The 17,132-nt window shown below is 71.0% G+C and carries 19 protein-coding genes; 10 read left to right on the top strand and 9 right to left on the bottom strand.

Going from position 1 to position 17,132, the window contains the following annotated elements; genetic code table 11:
* Positions 1 to 26 precede the first annotated feature (26 nt).
* The 3 genes from TBR22_RS00970 to TBR22_RS00980 form a co-directional block, all read right to left on the bottom strand.
* Positions 27 to 3,281: a PAS domain S-box protein gene (locus TBR22_RS00970; protein ID WP_239491076.1), complete on the bottom strand. Its 3,255-nt coding sequence runs from the start codon at positions 3,279 to 3,281 to the stop codon at positions 27 to 29.
* A gap of 64 nt (positions 3,282 to 3,345) precedes the next feature.
* Positions 3,346 to 4,197 (bottom strand): MBL fold metallo-hydrolase, encoded by an 852-nt coding sequence (locus TBR22_RS00975; protein ID WP_239491077.1) that lies wholly within the window; start codon positions 4,195 to 4,197, stop codon positions 3,346 to 3,348.
* Positions 4,194 to 5,228, bottom strand: coding sequence for a hypothetical protein (locus TBR22_RS00980; protein ID WP_239491078.1), 1,035 nt, complete (start codon positions 5,226 to 5,228; stop codon positions 4,194 to 4,196). Before TBR22_RS00980 ends, TBR22_RS00975 begins: the two co-directional genes overlap by 4 nt.
* A gap of 142 nt (positions 5,229 to 5,370) precedes the next feature.
* Between TBR22_RS00980 and TBR22_RS00985 the strand changes: the two genes are divergently transcribed.
* From TBR22_RS00985 to TBR22_RS00995, 3 genes are read left to right on the top strand one after another with little or no spacing between them, the layout of a single operon-like run.
* Entirely contained in the window at positions 5,371 to 6,153 is a 783-nt protein-coding gene (locus tag TBR22_RS00985; protein WP_239491079.1) for an SDR family NAD(P)-dependent oxidoreductase, read from the top strand.
* Positions 6,150 to 7,037 carry an ROK family protein gene (locus TBR22_RS00990; RefSeq protein ID WP_239491080.1) on the top strand — a complete coding sequence of 296 codons (888 nt, stop codon included), beginning with the start codon at positions 6,150 to 6,152 and terminating at the stop codon, positions 7,035 to 7,037. Before TBR22_RS00985 ends, TBR22_RS00990 begins: the two co-directional genes overlap by 4 nt.
* Entirely contained in the window at positions 7,034 to 7,816 is a 783-nt protein-coding gene (locus TBR22_RS00995; protein ID WP_239491081.1) for a sugar isomerase domain-containing protein, read from the top strand. Before TBR22_RS00990 ends, TBR22_RS00995 begins: the two co-directional genes overlap by 4 nt.
* 28 nt (positions 7,817 to 7,844) lie before the next feature.
* On the opposite strand, the gene TBR22_RS01000 is transcribed toward TBR22_RS00995, so the two are convergent.
* Entirely contained in the window at positions 7,845 to 8,360 is a 516-nt protein-coding gene (locus TBR22_RS01000) for a DUF5655 domain-containing protein (protein WP_239491082.1), read from the bottom strand.
* A gap of 55 nt (positions 8,361 to 8,415) precedes the next feature.
* Here TBR22_RS01000 and TBR22_RS01005 point away from each other — a divergent pair, with 55 nt between their 5' ends.
* From TBR22_RS01005 to TBR22_RS01020, 4 genes are all read left to right on the top strand, one after another.
* Positions 8,416 to 8,862, top strand: coding sequence for a putative quinol monooxygenase (locus TBR22_RS01005; RefSeq protein ID WP_239491083.1), 447 nt, complete (start codon positions 8,416 to 8,418; stop codon positions 8,860 to 8,862).
* Between the two features lie 187 nt (positions 8,863 to 9,049).
* Entirely contained in the window at positions 9,050 to 9,724 is a 675-nt protein-coding gene (locus tag TBR22_RS01010; protein WP_239491084.1) for a hypothetical protein, read from the top strand.
* 1 nt (position 9,725) lies between these two features.
* Positions 9,726 to 10,205 carry a hypothetical protein gene (locus tag TBR22_RS01015; protein ID WP_239491085.1) on the top strand — a complete coding sequence of 160 codons (480 nt, stop codon included), beginning with the start codon at positions 9,726 to 9,728 and terminating at the stop codon, positions 10,203 to 10,205.
* Positions 10,195 to 10,671, top strand: coding sequence for a ubiquinol-cytochrome c reductase iron-sulfur subunit (locus TBR22_RS01020; RefSeq protein WP_239491086.1), 477 nt, complete (start codon positions 10,195 to 10,197; stop codon positions 10,669 to 10,671). Before TBR22_RS01015 ends, TBR22_RS01020 begins: the two co-directional genes overlap by 11 nt.
* On the opposite strand, the gene TBR22_RS01025 is transcribed toward TBR22_RS01020, so the two are convergent.
* From TBR22_RS01025 to TBR22_RS01035, 3 genes are read right to left on the bottom strand one after another with little or no spacing between them, the layout of a single operon-like run.
* Entirely contained in the window at positions 10,601 to 11,551 is a 951-nt protein-coding gene (locus TBR22_RS01025) for an alpha/beta fold hydrolase (RefSeq protein ID WP_239491087.1), read from the bottom strand. The genes TBR22_RS01020 and TBR22_RS01025 overlap by 71 nt on opposite strands.
* Positions 11,541 to 11,810 (bottom strand): hypothetical protein, encoded by a 270-nt coding sequence (locus tag TBR22_RS01030; protein WP_239491088.1) that lies wholly within the window; start codon positions 11,808 to 11,810, stop codon positions 11,541 to 11,543. Before TBR22_RS01030 ends, TBR22_RS01025 begins: the two co-directional genes overlap by 11 nt.
* 7 nt (positions 11,811 to 11,817) lie before the next feature.
* Positions 11,818 to 12,528, bottom strand: coding sequence for a VIT family protein (locus TBR22_RS01035; protein WP_239491089.1), 711 nt, complete (start codon positions 12,526 to 12,528; stop codon positions 11,818 to 11,820).
* 150 nt (positions 12,529 to 12,678) lie between these two features.
* Here TBR22_RS01035 and TBR22_RS01040 point away from each other — a divergent pair, with 150 nt between their 5' ends.
* Complete coding sequence (locus TBR22_RS01040; protein ID WP_239491090.1) at positions 12,679 to 13,137, top strand: SgcJ/EcaC family oxidoreductase; 459 nt, start codon at positions 12,679 to 12,681, stop codon at positions 13,135 to 13,137.
* Between the two features lie 52 nt (positions 13,138 to 13,189).
* Here the strand turns inward: TBR22_RS01040 and TBR22_RS01045 are convergent, their stop codons facing one another.
* Positions 13,190 to 13,678, bottom strand: a complete 489-nt coding sequence (locus tag TBR22_RS01045) for a Rieske 2Fe-2S domain-containing protein (RefSeq protein ID WP_239491091.1) — start codon at positions 13,676 to 13,678, stop codon at positions 13,190 to 13,192.
* 96 nt (positions 13,679 to 13,774) lie between these two features.
* Positions 13,775 to 14,272, bottom strand: coding sequence for a ubiquinol-cytochrome c reductase iron-sulfur subunit (locus TBR22_RS01050; RefSeq protein WP_239491092.1), 498 nt, complete (start codon positions 14,270 to 14,272; stop codon positions 13,775 to 13,777).
* Between the two features lie 259 nt (positions 14,273 to 14,531).
* Here TBR22_RS01050 and TBR22_RS01055 point away from each other — a divergent pair, with 259 nt between their 5' ends.
* Positions 14,532 to 15,173: a DUF305 domain-containing protein gene (locus TBR22_RS01055; protein WP_239491093.1), complete on the top strand. Its 642-nt coding sequence runs from the start codon at positions 14,532 to 14,534 to the stop codon at positions 15,171 to 15,173.
* Entirely contained in the window at positions 15,170 to 17,071 is a 1,902-nt protein-coding gene (locus tag TBR22_RS01060) for an LVIVD repeat-containing protein (protein ID WP_239491094.1), read from the top strand. Before TBR22_RS01055 ends, TBR22_RS01060 begins: the two co-directional genes overlap by 4 nt.
* Positions 17,072 to 17,132: the final 61 nt, after the last annotated feature.

The raw sequence follows: 17,132 nt of genomic DNA on the forward strand, positions 1-17,132 counted from the left end.
CACGTGGCGCCCGGTCGCCGGGGTGCTCAGTGCGTGGTGGCCGCGTCGCCGTCGAGCACCTCGCGCACCTTGCGTGCGAGGCCCTGCGGCGTGAACGGCTTCTGGATGAAGGCGTCGCTCGACGCCTCCAGCCCGTGCCGCACCACCGCGTCGTCGGTGTAGCCGCTCATGTAGAGGACGCGCATGCCGGGATGGCGGCGCCGCAACTGGTCGGCCAGCTGGCGGCCACCCATCCCCGGCATCACCACGTCGGTCACCAGCAGGCTCACGTGGGCGAGCGCCGCGACGTCGAGCGCGAGGGCCTGTCGTGCCGTCGCCACCTCGTGCACCACGTAGCCGTGCATCTCCAGCGCCAGGCGCGCGAACCGCCGCACCGCCTCCTCGTCCTCCACCAGCAGCAGCGTCTCGGTGCCGTGCGGGGCGTGGGCCGCCGCCGTCTGGTCGCCCTCGGGTATCGCGAGCGTCTGCGCGGGCAGCAGCACGTGGAAGCTGGTGCCCTGGCCGAGGGCCGTCTCGACGAGGATCGTGCCGCCGGCCTGCCGGACGATCCCGTACACCGTGGCCAGCCCGAGGCCCGTGCCCTTGCCGATGCCCTTCGTGGTGAAGAACGGCTCGAAGATGTGCGACTTGACCGCCTCGGTCATGCCGGCGCCGCTGTCGCTCACGGTCAGCCGGACATACGCGCCCGGCGGCACGTCGGTCAGGTCGCTCGTGCCGATCGCCACCTGCGCCTCCGTGGCAGTCACCCGCAGCAGGCCTCCGGTCGGCATCGCGTCGCGCGCGTTGACCGCCAGGTTCAGCAGCACCTGCTCGAGCTGTCCGGGGTCGATGCGCACCTTCGGGAGGTTCGGCTCGAAGGACGTCTCCAGCTTGACGTCCTCGCCGATGAGCCGCCGGAGCAGCCGCAAGGAGCCCTCGACGGCCTCACGGAGGTCGAGGACGCGAGGCTCGACGATCGCCTTTCGGCTGAATGCCAGCAACTGCGCGGTGAGCGCCGCCGCCCGCTCCCCGGCTTCCCGGACGGCGGTGAGCGACTCCTTCTGCGTCGCCGGCGTCGCCACGTCGGCCAGCAGCAGGGCCGTGTAGCCGTTGATGACCGTCAGGAGGTTGTTGAAGTCATGCGCCACGCCACCGGCGAGCTGGCCGATGGCCTCCATCTTCTGGGCCTGCCGGACCTGCTCCTCGAGCCGCCGCTGCTCGGTGATGTCGCGGATGAAGCCGAAGAGCTGCCCGCGTTCCGGCAGCGACACGGTGTTCCAGAGGAACCACCGGTACTTGCCGTCCCTGGTGCGATACCGGTTGACGAAGTTCATCACCGGTTCACCCCTCCGAACCCTGGTCCCTGCAGCCATCGTCGCCTCGACGTCGTCGGGATGGACGAAGTCGAGCCACGGCCGTGCTCGCAACTCCTCGGCCGTCCAGCCGAGCCGCTCGGTCCATGCCGGGTTCACCTGGTGCAGGTAGCCGTCGAAGCCGGCGATGCAGACCGGGTCCGGGGAGGCATTCCAGAGGAAGTCGCGCTCCTCCTGTGCCGCCCGACGCTCGGTGATGTCGGTGGCGATGCCGCACATGGCGTACGGCTCGCCGTTCTCCCGGAAGAGCGGGAACAACAGATTGAGGAACGACGCCTGCGTGCCGTCGGCGCGGCGGATGGACTCCTCGACGCTGACCGGTTGCAGTGTCTCCAGCATGTCGCGTTCACGTTGTGCGAATGTCGCCGCGACGTCGGCCGGCAGCACCTCGGCCGCCGTGTGGCCGATCCAGCGACTGGCCGGGACACCGAAGACCTCGACGACGCGGCGATTGACGAACAGCAGACGGCCGTCGAGTCCCTTGAGGTACACCACCGCCGGCGAGGCGTCGAGGACGTCGCGGAACCGTGCTTCGCTCGCCTTCAGGGCGGCCTGCGCCAGTTCCCGTTCGAGGGCGGCGCGGGCAAGGTGGGCGGCGCCGGCAATCGCCAGCTGCTGCGTGGAGGGCTGGGGTGCATCCACCTGCGGACCGCTCTCCAGTGCGCCGGTCACGATCCCGAACGCGTGCGGATCGGGCGGCCCCGGTTCGCGCCGGTAGACGGCGAACGTGCCGAGCACGCGACCGGCCTCGATGCCGGGTACGTTGCCGCTGGCGACGATCGGCACCGACAGGCACGAACGCAGGCCGTGCGCCAGCGCGACGGCCCTGTATTGCGGCAACCAGCCCGGGTCGGTGGCGATGTCGTGGCTCACCACGGTCTCGCCGAGGTACGCGGCCGTGCCGCAGCCGCCCGCGAGCAGGCCGACCTCCATGCCTTCCACCGCGTCGTTGCAGGACGCCGCCAGGTTCGGCGCTGCCAGGACGCGCAGGCGGGCCTCCTCGACCTGCAGGATCGAACACGTGGACCCTGGCAACTGGCCTTCCACGTGCCGCACGATCGAGTCGAGCACCTCGCCGAGCGGCGCCCCGCGCGCAATCTGCTCGAGCACGCGGTTGTTCCAGCGCAGCGCCTCCTCGCTCCGACGACGTTCGGTCACGTCCACCGACAGGCCGGTCAGCCTGATGGGGGTCCCGTCGGCCGCCCGCTCGAGCCGACCCGTCTCCTCGAGCCAGGCCAACGAGCCATCGTCGCGTTGCACGCGATACAGGCTGTGGTATTCGTGGCCACCGCCGTCGAGGCAGGCGGCGATTGCGGCCTTGAAGGCCTCGCGGTCCGGCGGGTACACGCGGGTGAGCACGTCGGCGACGCGCTCGGGACGCGGGGTGACCGGCAGGGCCGGCTCGATGCTGAAGTACCGCACGACCTGGTCGCTGCCCACGTCCCACGAGAAGGCCACGGCCCCCACGGCCTCCAGGGCCACCCGCAGGCGTTCGGACGCGACGAGCTTGGCGCGCTCGGCCTCCTTGCGGGCCGAGATGTCCTGGAACACGCCGAGCACCCCGACCGCGTGCCCCTCGTGGTCCCTGAGCGGCCTGACGCGGAGGTCGACCCACACATGCGATCCGTCCTTGCGGACCTCTTCGCGCTCGCCGTCCCAGTCGGCGCCAGCCAGGACCTGGCGCAGGACGTCGGTCACGTCGTCGCGGGCGCCCTCGTCGTGGTGGTCCACCAGCGGGTGCCCGAGGCGCTCTTCCGCCGTCCAGCCGAAGAGACGGGCGGCGCCGTCGTTCCAGAACGTGATCACGCCGTCGCGATCGGTGAGGATCACGGCATCGCGCATCTGCTGGATCAACGCAATCCCCAGCCCGGCCACCTCGGAACCGGGGCCGGCGACCTGGGAGCGCGGTGCCTGCGGAGGGCTGTCCATACGCGTTGGGGAGGACGCTAGCCCGAGTATAGACCTGCTGCGTGGTGGAGTGCGCGGCCGACGATCAGGGAGTGCCTGGCGTGCCCTCACCGAGAGCGGCGGTGGTCCATCCCTCGCCGCAGCGCAGCACGTGGCACTGCTGCCCGACCTCGTGGCACGCCTCCACGAAGGTCGCTGGATCGGCGGTATTGAACGTGAACATCTCGTAGTGGCAGGGGATGACCACCCGCGCGCCGATGTCGCGCCCGAGGACCGCCGCCTCGCGCGCGTCGAGGTTGCCGGCGACACGCCGCTCGGGCGCCCGCCCGTTGATCGGCAACAGGGCGACGTCGACCTGGTGGGGCCGCAGCAGGTCTGCCATGCCCTCGAAGCGCACGGTGTCGCCGCTGTGGTACAGCGTCCATTCGCCACAGCGCACCACGTACCCGACGAACTCCGGCGACAACGCCTCGTGCGCGGCTGGCACGGCCTCGATGCGAAAGGGGCCGACGTCCACGTGCTCGCCCACAGCCACGCCGACGGGCACCTCTGCGGCCACGCCGAGCCGTTCGGCGACGAACGCCCGGTTGGCCTCGGCCACCACGAGCGTGATGGCGGGATTGGCGAAGCGCAGCGGCTTCAGCGTCTCGGCATCGAGGTGATCGGTGTGGTTGTGGCTCGAGGTGACGACGTCGATGAAGTCGAGGCGTCCGGGGTCGATGACGCGCTCGGTCATCCGGATGTGCGGCCGGTCGGTGGCCGCGTACTTTGCAGTGAGCGAGTCGGACAGGTACGGATCGAGCAACAGGTGCCAGCCGTCGAACTGCACGAGGAAGCCGCTCTGCCCCAGCCACCACAGGTGGGCGTGGCCGTCGTGGTCGGCGGCCGCGCCGATGTCGAGCAGCAGCGCGTCGTCCTGCTGGTACGGGACGATCACGACAGTCCGAGCTCCTCGCGGACGCGGCGCACGCCGGCCACCATGTTGGCCAGCTTGGGGCGCGCCGCCCAGCGGGCGGTCTGGCTGAGGCCACAGTCGGGCGCGAACGCCAGCCGCTCCGGCGCCGCGAACGCGAGGCACCGGCGCACCCGCGCGGCGACTTCCTCCGGCGTCTCGATCCAGTAGCTCTTGACGTCGATCACCCCGACGGCGACGTCCATCCGCTGCGTGATCGGCTCGATGATCTCGATCTCGGCGAACTCGCGGCTGGCCATTTCCACGTGCAGTTCGTCCACATGGGCGTCGAGGAAGGCGGGGAACAGCGCGGCGTAGCGACGCGGCGCGATCGCCCGCCCCTTGTAATTGCCGAAGCAGAGGTGGGTCGACAGGCGCGTGCGGCCCCTGACGCCTTCGACCGTGTCGTTGAAGAGCCGCACGAAGCGCGCCGGGTCCTCGCGGTGCGCGTAGCAGCTCATCGACGGCTCGTCCACGCAGACATCGCGGCATCCGGCCGCCACCAGCGCCTCGAGTTCGGACCGCACGATCGGCACGAGGGCCTCGGCGAGCGCCCAGCGATCGGGATACTGGCGGTTGGACAGCAGACGGCCACTGAGCGTGTACGGACCCGGCACGCTCGCCTTGAGCCCCACGCCCGGCGGGGCGAGGCGCAGCAGGCGCTCGAAGTCGGCGACGGTGCCCAGTCCGCGCGGTGCGGCCAGGGTGCCGACGACTTCGTGCTTGCCGCGCTGGTCGTGCCCAGGAGGACCGAACCGGCGTCGCGACGGAGGCTCGGGAGCGAGCCCCTCGAGGAAGCCGTAGAACGAGAGGTTGAAGTCCAGGCGCGTCTGCTCGCCGTCGCTGATCACGTCCAGGCCGGCCACCACCTGATCGCGCACCGCTGCCGCCACCGCGTCGTCGAGCAGTTCGGCGACGTCGTCGGGGCCGAATTCGTCGAGGTGCGCGCCGGCCAACTCCAGCCAGGCGGGGAAGGGATAGCTGCCGATGACGGTGGTGCGCAGGGCCGCGGGCATGGGGCGTAGTGTAGAGGAACGCAGCAATGCCGCGATGCCGGAATGGCTCGAGGCGACAGGCTCGAGGCTCGGAGAGCGTTCACCTTGTCAGCATGCTGAGCCCGAGCCCTGAGCCCTGAGCCGTCCGAGTACACTGTCGCGCATGCAGACGGGGCGGCTCGCAGGACGGTCCATCGTGATCGTCGGTGGCACGTCGGGCATGGGTCTGTCGGCCGCGCTCGCCTGCCGGCGTGCGGGCGCCCGCGTCGTGGTGGGTGGACGTGAAGATGCCGCGCTCGACGAGGCGCGCGCGCGACTGGGGGCCGACGTGCCCTGCCTGGGCGGCGATGCGACGACGAGCGGGTTCGCGACCGGACTCATCGACGCCGCGGTGGCCGCGCACGGCCGTGTGGACGGCGTCTTCCACGTCGCCGGCGGCAGCGGACGACGGGCGGGCGATGGTCCGCTCGATGCCGTGTCGGACGCCGGCTGGCAGCACACCCTCGACATCAACCTCACCGCCCTGTTCCTCTCCAATCGGGCCGCGGCCCGATACTTCCTCGAGGCCGGTCATGGCGGCTCGGTCGTCAACATGGCCTCCGTGCTTGCGAGGTCGCCGGCGCCACGCCACTTCGCGACGCACGCCTACGCGGCCGCCAAGGCCGGCGTGATCGGCCTCACCACCAGTTGCGCTGCCTACTATGCCGGCCGCGACATCCGCTTCAACGTGATCGCGCCGGGCCTTGTCGACACGCCGATGGCCGCCCGCGCCATCAGCGATCCCGAGATCGTCGCCTACGTGACCGCCAGGCAGCCGCTCGACGGCGGGCGCCCGGCCCGGGCTTCCGACGTGGACGGCGCGGTGATCTACCTGCTCTCCGACGAATCGCGCTTCGTCACCGGGCAGGTCATCGCCGTGGACGGCGGTTGGGGCGTCACCGCGTGAGCGGCCCGGTCATCGGCATCGACGTCGGCGGCACCTTCACCAAGCTCGTGGTGCTCGACGCTGCGGGGACGCCCGTCGATCGCTCGCGCATCCCGACCGACGACTCGCCGGCGCGGCAGTTGGCCGCCGACGTGGCGCGCGAACTGGCACGGCTCGAGATGCTGCACGGGCCGGCCCGCGTCGGCGTGGCGTGCCCCGGCCTCGTGCGCGACGACACGGTCGTCTGGATGCGGGGTCGCCTCGAGGAGTTGCAGGGGCTCGACTGGGCCGCGGCGCTCGGACGTTCCGCGCGGGTGCCGGTCATCAACGACGCGCAGGCGGCGCTGGCCGGCGAAGTCGCGCTCGGCGCCGGGCGCGGCTGTCGGGACGTGGTCCTGCTGACGATCGGCACCGGCGTCGGCGGCGCGGTGATGTGCGATGGCCGCGTGCTGCGCGGCCATGTCGGCCGTGCCGGCCACCTCGGGCACATGGCGGTCAGCGCGCCGGGGGAGAAGGACATCGTGAACACGCCCGGCAGCCTCGAGGAGGCTATCGGCAACTGCTCCATCGTGCGTCGCACCGCGGGACGATGCTCCGACACGGCAGCGCTCGTCGCGGCGCACCGGCAGGGCGAGGCATGGGCGAGCGCGGTGTGGGAGTCCAGCGTCCAACTGCTCGCCGCGGGCATCGTGTCGATCGTCAACGCGGTCGATCCGGCGCGGGTGATCCTGGGCGGCGGCATCGCGATGCACGCCGGCGAATCGCTGCTGGCGCCGCTGCGCCGCTGGATGGACGAGTACGAATGGCGCCCGCTCGGCGAGGGCGTGGAGATCGTGCTCGCCGAACTGGGTGAGGAGGCGGGCGCGATCGGCGCGGCCGCCCACGCAAGGGAGTCGACGGCATGACCCCGTCAGGGCAGTACCTGGAGGCGTGCGAGCGCGTGCTCGCGACGGTGCGCGCACAGCAGGCGGCGATCGAGACGGCGGCCGGCTGGTTCGCCGACGCCATCCTCGCGGACCGGATGGTCCACGTGTTCGGATCGGGCCACAGTCGCATCATGGTCGAGGAACTGTGGCCGCGGTATGGCTCGTTCCCGGGCTTCAACCCGATCGTCGAGCTCTCGCTCACCTTCCACAACCCGGTGGTCGGCGCCAACGGGCAGCGGCAGGCCATGTTCCTCGAGAACGTGTCAGGGCTTGCCGCGCGCATCCTGCGCAACTTCTCGACCTCGTCACAGGACGCCGCGCTGGTCGTGAGCTCGAGCGGCTGCAACGTGGTGCCGATCGAGATCGCCGAGGAGTTCCAGCGGCGCGGCGTGCGCGTGGTGGCGATCGTGAGCCGGGCCCACAGCGAAGCGAGCGCGAGCCGCCGGGCCGACGGCCGTCGCCTGCAGGACTTCGCCGACCTGGTCCTGGACACGGGCGCGCCGGTCGGCGACGCGATGGTGCGAGTGGACCGGTTGGACACGCCGGTCGCGCCCGGTTCGACCATCGGCGGCTGTGCGCTGGTGAATTGCCTCAAGGCCGAGGTCGCCCTGCGACTGACGGCGGCCGGGCGCCCGCCGACCGTGCTCACCGCGAGCGCCATCGTCGGGCCAGACCGGGCCACGCAGCTGTTCGAGGCGGCCTACGACGAACACGCGCACCGATTGGCGCGGCTCTACGCCGACGTGCGGGAGCCCTGATCGCGGCGCGCAGTCGCGATCCCGACGCTCACCGCTTCTTCGCGGCTCGCTTGCGTGCCGAAGCCGGCTCGTCGGCGGCCGTGGCGGCGCCGCGCGGCGCAGGCTGCCCGGACATCGCCCAGGCCTCGGCCAACCACTCGGTCAACGGCGCCTCGACCTGATCCCGGTGGGTGATGCGGAAGAGGTGCGCAATCTTGGTGCGCGAACTCGGCATCGCCTTCCACAGCAGTGGACTGGTGACGCCGCGACCGAGGAACACGCACACGTCGAGCCAGCGGCGGCGCGGCCGCACGAAGCAGAAGCAGGCGCGCCGCGAGAACATGATCGAATGGTGGGAGGCGTAGATCCGCTGGTCACCGCACGCCACCGCTTCCTCCCGGATGCGGTCGTACGCCTCGCGCAGGTCCTCGTCAAGGTCCCGCAGCAGTGCAGCCTCGGTCGTGGTCCAGCAGTCGTGGGTCTCGCCTGGCGCGATCCACTGCTTGCAGTGGTAGCACTCGCGCCCCGTGACGGCTGGCGGCGTGTTCGAACTTGAGCGGCTCATGACACTCGGGGATGCCCTGCATGGTACAGGGGCGGGCCTGTGGTACGGTGCCGCGATGGACACGCCTGCCGGGCCGACGGCGCGTGGCGCCGCCTCGTCGACACCGGGTGATCCGGGCGTGGACCGCAGGGGCTTCCTCTGCGCCGCTGTCGGGGTCGGATTGGCGCGCCGCATGCAGGAGCCATCAGGCATGTACGGACTCATCGGCAAGATCACGGCGACGCCCGGCAATCGCGAGGCACTCGCCGCCATCCTCCTCGACTTCTCGGTAGCGGGCATGCCCGGCTGTCTCAGCTACATCGTCGCGCGCGACCCGAGCGTCGACGACGCGCTGTGGGTGACCGAGGTCTGGGACAGCGAAGCGAGCCACAAGGCGTCCTTGTCGCTGCCGGCCGTCCGGGAGGCCATCAGCAGGGCCCGCCCGCTGATTGCCGGCTTCAGCGACCGGGTGGTGACCCGTCCGTTGGGCGGCATCGGGCTGGCGGCAAACCGCGCTGGTTGAGGCGAAATGCCGCGATGTGTCCTGGCCATCGACACGTCGGGCGCCACCGGACCGGGCTCTGCCACAGATTCCACAAGGTTTTCTCATCCGAGCCTTAACCGCGACGTCGATGATCAGGGCCCCGGTGTCTTGCACCGCCTGATGTCCCTGGCGATCCCCGATCGCCGCCGAGTCAAAGGGTCCGTCGATGCGCCTACCCGCCCTGTCCGCCTTCCTCGTCGCCGCGATGGCGATGGGGTCCCCCGTCTCGGCACAGATTGCCGCGACCCTCGACACCGAACCTGCAATTCCGCTGCTGGCCGTGCCGCTGGCCGCAGCCGTGCCTGCCGGTGCAGGGGACGCCTCGGCGCCCACCTCGGTGACCCCGCTGCTGTCCGACCCTGCCGCCCTGTTGCCGGTCGATGCGCAGCCGGTGGCCACCACGCCCGCCCCGAAGCTGGCGTTCGAGTACAGCGAGGGCTACCAGAAGCGGGCGAAGATTCACAAGCTGGCGAGCTGGGCCACGCTGCCACTGTTCGGGGCGGAGGCGATCATCGGCAGCTCGCTCTACTCGAGCCCGACCGAGGGCAAGAAGGACGCGCACCTGGTGATTGGCGGCGCGATTGGCGCGCTCTTCGCCGTCAACACCGTGACCGGCGTGTGGAACCTGCTCGAGGCGCGCAAGGATCCGACCTTCGGCAAGCGGAAGTGGGCCCACGCACTCCTGATGATGGGCGCCGACGTCGGCTTCGTCGCGACCGCCGCGACCGGCCCTGGCGAGGGCGGCGACTACGACAGCCAGAAGTCCACGCACCGGGCGGTGGTCATCTCGGCCATCGCGATGTCGACCACCGCGTACCTCATCATGCTGTTCGGAGACTGACGTGGCGATCAGGGAACTGGCAGAGACCTGGGCGTCGGTCTACTCGAACTCGGTCGCGATCCGCAGTGCCGTGTCGTTTGCGCACTTCGGCGGGTTGATCTGCGGCGGGGGCGCGGCGGTCACCGCGGATCTCGCGATGCTGTCGGCGCTGCGCCGCGACGACGACGCGGTATCGCACGAGATCGCGCGGGTGCACGCCTTGCACCGCTTCGTCATCGCCTGCCTGGCCGTCATCGTCGCCAGTGGCGCGTTGCTGCTGCTCAAGGACCTCGACGCGCTGCTCGAGTCGCGGCCCTTCTGGATCAAGATGGGGCTGTTCGTGGCGCTGCTGTGCAACGGCCTGCTGATCATGTGGGCCGAGTCGCGCGTCGCGGCGCGCGGCAGCAATGGTCACGGTCTGCTGCGGTTGGCCGCAATCGCCAGCCTGATCCTCTGGCTGGCGACCACCCTGGCGGGAACCGTGGTGCCCAATGCCCTGTGACCGCCTGAGTCGTCGCGGCTTCATCGCCGGCAGCGCCTGCGGCGTGTTCACGCTCGCCGCGCTCGGCCTTCCTGGCGACGTCGCCGCCCTGCCCGTGTCGGAGATCGAGGCGCAGGGCAATGGCAACGAGCGCAAGTACCCGATCCCGTCGGCCGACGGCGCGAGCATCGATCGTGCGTCGCAGGTCATCCTCGTGCGCTACGCGGGCAAGGTCTACGCGATGTCGCTCGTGTGCCCGCACGAGAACGCCGCCGTGCGCTGGCTGCCCAAGGACGGCCGCTTCCAGTGCTCCAAGCACACCTCGCGCTACACGCCCGACGGCACCTTCACGTCGGGACGCGCGACGCGCAACATGGATCGCTTCCCGATCCGGAAGGAGGGCGCGCAGGTGGTGGTCACCATCGACCGCGTTTTCCAGTCCGACAAGGACGCCAACGGGTGGAACGGCGCCAACGTACCGGCGTGAAGTGCCGGATCCTAGCCCTGCCGCAGGAACGCGGCGACCTCTGGATACAGAGTCGCGTGGAACCCCTCCCTGTCGAACCCGGGGGATCCTGCGAGGGCGGGAACGCCGGATTGGTCATGTGCGCGGGAAATGGCGTCAGGAACGAGAAGTGGCCGGCGCCGGGCACCACGCGGCTGGTGATCGGCGTCGTGGCGGGCAGGCGAGCGTTGACGATGTCGCCGTGACTGCCGGTCATCGCGTCGAGGGCACCGGTCAGCGGCAGCACCGGCACCGTCACGTCTGACAGCGACCCCTCCGGGATGAACCACGGCGCCGCGGGCGCCAGCAGCACGACGCAGGTCACTCGCGGGTCGGCGTCGACGGGGATCGGCTCCGCCGCCATCCCTGGCGTGTCGCGCGCGACGGTGTACGGTCGCCCTCCTGCCAACGCCAGTGCCGTATACCCTCCCATCGAGTGGCCCACCACGCCCACGGCGCGCGTCTCGGCATGGCGTGCGAAGCCGTCGGGCGACGCGGCCCAGTCGATCACCGCCGACACGTCCCGCGGGCGCTGCACCAGGATCTCGGTGCCGTTGGCCAGCGAGTTGTCGTCGCGGTTGTTGCCGGGGTGCGTCGGGAGCAGCACGAGCCAGCCGGCGCTGGCCAGGTGGCGCGCCAGCCCGCGGTGCGTCAGCGGCGAGCCTCCCGATCCGTGCGACACGACCACCACGGGCCAGGGCCCGGGCGTCGGCACCCCCTGCTCGACCGCATCGAGGGTGTACGGACCGAAGGCGATCGCCTGCTCGTCGCCGATCGACGGATAGCAGGCGATCACGTCGAGCCCCTCCGGCAGGTGCGCGGCGGGCACGCGCGCCCGTCGCAGGCCGACGCTATTGGCCATGGTGGTGCATCGCCGCGGCGAACTCGGGGAAGTACCGTTCGATCACCGGCAGGTCGAACCGCGCCAGGATGGACTCCTTCGGCTCTCGTGCGAGCAGGAAGCCGAACGCCGCCTCCAGCAGTTCCTCGGGCGTCGAGCCCGGCGCGTAGCGCTCCACGTCGCTCGGCATCACCGTGACCAGGTGCGTGCTGCTGCCACGGTCGTCGGTGACGACGACGCGGAAGGTGGTGCCGGATTCGGCGACGACGTCGATGCCCATGCCGGTGCTATACCACGGCGCCGAACCAGGCGCCCACCGCGGCCGTGACACCCATCGCGAGGGCGCCCCAGAAGGCGACGCGGGTGGCCCCGGCCACCGGTGAGGCGCCACCGGCGCTCGCGGCCAGCCCGCCCAGCAGCGCCAGTGCCACCAGCGACGCGCCCGACACGGCCGCGGTGAGCCACGGCACCGGCGCGAGCGCTGCCACCGCCAGGGGGAGTGCGGCGCCGACCGCGAAGGTCGCGGCCGACGTGACCGCTGCCTGCAACGGCCGGGCCGCCAGTTCCACCGAGTGGCCGAGCTCGTCGCGCGCATGCGCGCCGAGCGCGTCATGCGCGGTCAGCTGGCGGGCGACTTCGCGGGCCAGGTCGGGAGCGAGCCCGCGTGCGACGTAGATGCCCGTCAGTTCATCTTCCTCGGCCGCAGGCGCTGCGGCCAGTTCGCGGCGCTCGCGATCGAGGTCGGCGCGCTCGGTGTCGGACTGCGAACTGACAGACACGTACTCGCCGGCGGCCATGGACAGGGCTCCGGCGACCAGTCCCGCGACCCCGGCGACCAGCACTCCCTGGCGGCCGCTTTCGGCCGCCGCCACCCCCACGACCAGGCTGGCGGTGGACACGATGCCGTCGTTGGCGCCGAGCACCGCGGCGCGCAGCCAGCCGATCCGGTCGGTGCGGTGTCGTTCGCGATGCGCGAGATCGGGTACGGGAGCGTCCATGGGAGTCTCCGCAGAAGCGCCGCGGCGGCGCGGTGGCGCGTCACGCCCCGCGGCGCGACGACCTCGTGAACGTACACCAGTTCGCCGGTCGGCAGCGCGCCGGTCCGCTATGCTTCGACCATCACCCCGTTGCGTCGAGGAGCCACTCCCATGCGTCACCTGCTCGCCGGTCTCGTGCTGTCGTTGATCATCGTGGTCCCCGCCAACCGCGTCGGCGCGGCGCAAGCTCCGTCGGCCGATCAGGTGGCGGCGGTCAAGGCGGTCGTCGCCCGGTACGTCGCCGTGCGCGAGGCCCGCGACGCCGCTGGCCTCGCGGCGCTGTTGATGGAGGACGCCGACCAACTGGTGTCGACGGGCGAGTGGCGGCGGGGACGCGAGGCCGTGGTGACCGGAGGTCTCGCCTCCTCGGCGCGCAGCGGCGGCGTGCGGACCATCGAGGTGGAATCGGTGCGATTTCCCACCCTCGACGTGGCGATCGTCGATGGCCGCTACGAGATTGCCGCCACGGCGTCGACGCCGGCGCGACGCATGTGGACGACGTTCGTCATGGTGCGCGGCGCGGTCGGCTGGCGCATCAGCGCGATCAGGAACATGCGGCCGAGCGAGTAGCGCTTACGGCTTAGGACTCACGTCCCGGCTCCCAGCGGCCAGTTCCCGGCTCCTACACGGTGAATGTCACCGCGTTGCCGGCCACCGTGGTCGGGAAGCTGGTGAGCGGCCTGGTGGCCGGGCCGCGGGCCACGCTGCCGCTCGTAGTGAACAGCGACCCGTGGAACGTGCACGCGAACTGGCTGCCGGTGAAGTTGGTGATCAGGTTGCTCTCGTGGGTACAGGTGGCCGTGAGCGCCGTCGCGGTGTCCTGCCCGGTGCGCGCCACCAGGTAGTTGCCGATGGCGGTGCGCACAAGTGCCGCACCACCGACGGTGGCGAGCGCCCCCTCGAGCGGCACGCTCACGGTGCGGCCGTTCACGGTCCCCGTCGCGCTGGCCAGCGGCGACCCGGTGCTTCCAGAACCGCCCGGACTCGTGCTGTTGCTGCCACCGCCCCCGCACGCGGCGGTGAGCGTCGCGAGCGTGGCGGCGGCCGACAGGCAGCCGAGGCTGCAGAAGGCGCGGCGGGACGGGTCGGTCGGCAGGGAGATGTCGGTCACCGTTTGTGAGACTCCGGGTGGCGGCGAGCGGTTGCCTGACTTCGCCCCGGCATCCGCCGGGCGGCCCGGCCCGGAGCCTGCGGCCAGGACCCTGGTCTACACCGTGAACGTCACGGTGTTGTTGGCAAACGTCGTGGGATAGGCGGTGAGCGCCCGGTTGGCGGGTCCTCTGGCCACGGTGCCCGACGTGTTGAACATCGCGCCGTGCGCGGTGCACACGTACTGGCTGCCGGTCCAGTTGTTGACGGTCTGGCTCTCGTGCGTGCACGTGGCCGTGAGGGCCGTGAACGTGTCGGCTCCCGTCCGCGCGACCAGGTAGCTGCCGACCCCGGTGCGCACCAGGGCGGCCGTGCCCGGGCCGGTCAGCGGCGATCCGTCGAGCGCCACGGTGACGGTGCGCCCTGAGACCGTCGCGTTGGCCGTGCCGAGGCCGGTGCCCGTGCTGCCGGACCCTCCCGGGCTCGTCGAGGAGCTGCCACTGCCGCCGCAGGCGCTGGAAAGCGCGCCGAGGGCGACCGCTGCCGCCGAAAGGCAGGTGTGGGCGCAGAACGTACGACGTGTCTGATCGAGCGGCGGGGTAGCCTGTTCCTTCACGAGGGACCTCCTGTGGGTGACACCTGCCACCCTGAGGAAGTTTGCTCTGCAATATTCATGCGTTCGAGAAAGAGCGTTGGCAGAACTGTGGCGGCCACGACCAGCCATCCGAGTGCCTCCGAGCGGGGACACGGCGTCCCGTGCAGGCGGCGCGTCGACGCCCGTCGGCCCGCGACCCACCGGGCGCCCGCGGCCCGGCCTCGTCGCGGCGCGGCGTCAGGGCATGTTTCCGGCAGCAACGGTGTGTGATGATCGCGTGGTGCGCCCCAGCCCGACCGCCCGTGCCGCCCAGGTGATCGCGTGCCTGCTCGCCGCAGGTGCCGTCGCCCGCGCCCAATCGCCCCGCCTGGTCCAGCCCGGCGCCCCCGGGCAGCCCACCCGGGAGATCTCGGCCGCCGAGGCCACCGACACCTCACGGGTCGCCCATGGGGCAGCCGACACGCGATTCATGCAGGGCATGATTGGCCATCATGCACAGGCGCTCGAGATGGTCGCCCTCGTCGAGTCGCGCAGCCGGAACGCCGACCTGAAGCGGCTGGCGCTCCGGATCGACGTCTCGCAGCGCGACGAGATGCAGATGATGCGCGAGTGGCTGATGCGCCGCGGTGAGGCGCTGCCCGACCCGCACGCCCACCACACGGCGCACGGGCAGATGCCCGGGATGCTGACGGCCGCGCAGATGCAGCAGCTCGCCGCGGCCAGCGGCCCCGAGTTCGACCGCCTCTTCCTCGCCGGCATGATCCAGCACCACGAGGGCGCGCTGACGATGGTGAAGGAACTGTTCGCGACGCCGGGCGGGGGACAGGAAGCGGAGATGTTCGACTTCGCCTCGGATGTCGAGGCGGATCAGGCGATGGAGATTGCGCGCATGCGCGCGCTGTTGAAGGAGCTCGGCAAATGAAGCGTGTCGTTCGTGTGTGGGCCGCCCCGGCCCTCGTGGTGGCGCTGGCAGTGCCGGCGGCCGCCCAGCAGGCCCAGCAGGCGCCCGCGGCTCCCGCCGCGACACCAGGGCCTGCGTCCTCCGATCCGCGCGTCGGCCTGAAGGCCGGGCTGCGCGATGCCGGCGTGGCGGCCAAGGGTCTCGAGCTGCTGGCCAACCTGCCCAAGCCGGAGGGGTTCTTCGACCCGAAGTTCCCGGCCGGCGAGCCGAACCCGCGGATGCCGGACGAAGACGGCGAGAAGAAGGCCGACGCGGCCGCCAAGCCGGCGCCCAAGCCGTCGCCCAAGCCGGCCGCCGATGCCGCGGTGAAGCGGCCGCAGCGGTCCTGGGGCGGCCTCAACTTCGCCAACTCGGACCTCGCCTTCAGCGGCACGCACCTCTTCGTCGGCAACTTCAGCGGGTTCAACATCTACGACGTCAGCACGCCCACCAAGCCGACGCTGATCACGTCGGTCGTGTGCCCCGGTGGGCAGGGCGACGTCTCGGTGCACGGCAACCTGCTCTTCATGTCGGTCGAGCAGACGCGCGGCAGGCTCGACTGCGGTGTCAACGGCGTGGAGGATCCGGTCAGCAAGGATCGCTTCCGCGGCGTGCGCATCTTCGACATCAGCGACATCCGCACGCCGAAGCAGGTCGCGGCGGTGCAGACCTGCCGCGGCTCGCACACCCACACGCTGGTGACCGACCCGAAGGATCCGGCCAACGTGTACGTGTACGGATCCGGCACGTCCACGGCGCGCTCGGCCGAGGAACTGGCCGGCTGCTCGGGCAAGGATCCGAAGGAGGATCCCGAGACGGCGCTCTTCAGCATCGACGTGATCCAGGTGCCCGTGGCGCGTCCGCAGGATGCGAAGGTCGTGGCCCGGCCGCGCATCTTCGCCGACGAGAAGACCGGCAACATCGCCGGGCTCTGGGCCGGTGGCGATCATGGTCCTGGCACGCAGAAGACGTCGGTCACCAACCAGTGCCACGACATCACGGTGTTCCCCGAGGTCGGCCTCGCGGCGGGCGCGTGCTCGGGCAACGGCATCCTCCTCGACATCTCGCAGCCGGCGAGTCCGAAGCGGCTCGACTACGTCGCCGACAAGAACTTCGCCTACTGGCACTCGGCGACGTTCAACAACGACGGCACGAAGGTCGTGTTCACCGACGAGTGGGGCGGCGGCATGCGTCCGCGCTGCCAGGCCACCGACCAGCCCAACTGGGGCGCCAATGCCATCTTCGACATCGTCGATCGCAAGCTGGTGTTCAAGAGCTACTACAAGCTGCCTGCGCCGCAGACGGCGACCGAGAACTGCGTGGCGCACAACGGATCGCTGGTGCCCGTCCCGGGCCGCGACCTGATGGTGCAGGCCTGGTACCAGGGCGGCATCTCGGTGATGGACTTCACCGACTCGTCCAACCCGAAGGAGATCGCCTTCTTCGACCGCGGGCCGCTCGACGAGAAGAACCTGATCACGGGCGGGTACTGGTCGGCGTACTGGTTCAACGGCTACGTGTTCGGCTCGGAGATGTCGCGCGGCGTCGACGTGCTGCGCCTCACGCCGGGCGACCTGCTCACGCAGAACGAACTCGATGCCGCGTCGGCCGTGCAGGCCAAGGCGTTCAACGTGCAGCACCAGGACAAGGTGAGCTGGCCCGCCAATCGCGCGGTGGCGCTGGCGTACGTCGACCAGCTCGTGCGCTCGGGTGCCGTGCCAGCCGACCGCGCGCCGATGCTCACCGGTGCCGTCAAGGGTGGCGATGCGTCGCAGCTGACGATGATTGCCGGGCGCCTCGGCGAACGGGCCGCCACCATGACCGGCGCCGACGCGGCGCGCATGAAGGCGCTGTCGGCGGTGCTCACCGCGATCAGGTAGGCCGACGGCTCAAGGCTTCAGGCTCAAGGCTCGGAGATCATCCTGTCACTGTGCTTTCTGA

Source organism: Luteitalea sp. TBR-22 (assembly GCF_016865485.1).
Lineage (GTDB): Bacteria > Acidobacteriota > Vicinamibacteria > Vicinamibacterales > Vicinamibacteraceae > Luteitalea.

Excerpts from the sequence above, each read along its gene's own strand:
- TBR22_RS00970 (WP_239491076.1), bottom strand. The coding sequence starts at position 3,281 with ATGGACAGCCCTCCGCAGGCACCGCGCTCCCAGGTCGCCGGCCCCGGT.
- TBR22_RS01060 (WP_239491094.1), top strand. The coding sequence starts at position 15,170 with ATGAAGCGTGTCGTTCGTGTGTGGGCCGCCCCGGCCCTCGTGGTGGCG.
- TBR22_RS00985 (WP_239491079.1), top strand. The coding sequence starts at position 5,371 with ATGCAGACGGGGCGGCTCGCAGGACGGTCCATCGTGATCGTCGGTGGC.
- TBR22_RS01010 (WP_239491084.1), top strand. The coding sequence starts at position 9,050 with ATGCGCCTACCCGCCCTGTCCGCCTTCCTCGTCGCCGCGATGGCGATG.
- TBR22_RS01030 (WP_239491088.1), bottom strand. The coding sequence starts at position 11,810 with ATGGGCATCGACGTCGTCGCCGAATCCGGCACCACCTTCCGCGTCGTC.
- TBR22_RS01005 (WP_239491083.1), top strand. The coding sequence starts at position 8,416 with ATGGACACGCCTGCCGGGCCGACGGCGCGTGGCGCCGCCTCGTCGACA.
- TBR22_RS01020 (WP_239491086.1), top strand. The coding sequence starts at position 10,195 with ATGCCCTGTGACCGCCTGAGTCGTCGCGGCTTCATCGCCGGCAGCGCC.
- TBR22_RS01040 (WP_239491090.1), top strand. The coding sequence starts at position 12,679 with ATGCGTCACCTGCTCGCCGGTCTCGTGCTGTCGTTGATCATCGTGGTC.
- TBR22_RS01025 (WP_239491087.1), bottom strand. The coding sequence starts at position 11,551 with ATGGCCAATAGCGTCGGCCTGCGACGGGCGCGCGTGCCCGCCGCGCAC.
- TBR22_RS00980 (WP_239491078.1), bottom strand. The coding sequence starts at position 5,228 with ATGCCCGCGGCCCTGCGCACCACCGTCATCGGCAGCTATCCCTTCCCC.
- TBR22_RS01000 (WP_239491082.1), bottom strand. The coding sequence starts at position 8,360 with ATGAGCCGCTCAAGTTCGAACACGCCGCCAGCCGTCACGGGGCGCGAG.
- TBR22_RS00995 (WP_239491081.1), top strand. The coding sequence starts at position 7,034 with ATGACCCCGTCAGGGCAGTACCTGGAGGCGTGCGAGCGCGTGCTCGCG.
- TBR22_RS01035 (WP_239491089.1), bottom strand. The coding sequence starts at position 12,528 with ATGGACGCTCCCGTACCCGATCTCGCGCATCGCGAACGACACCGCACC.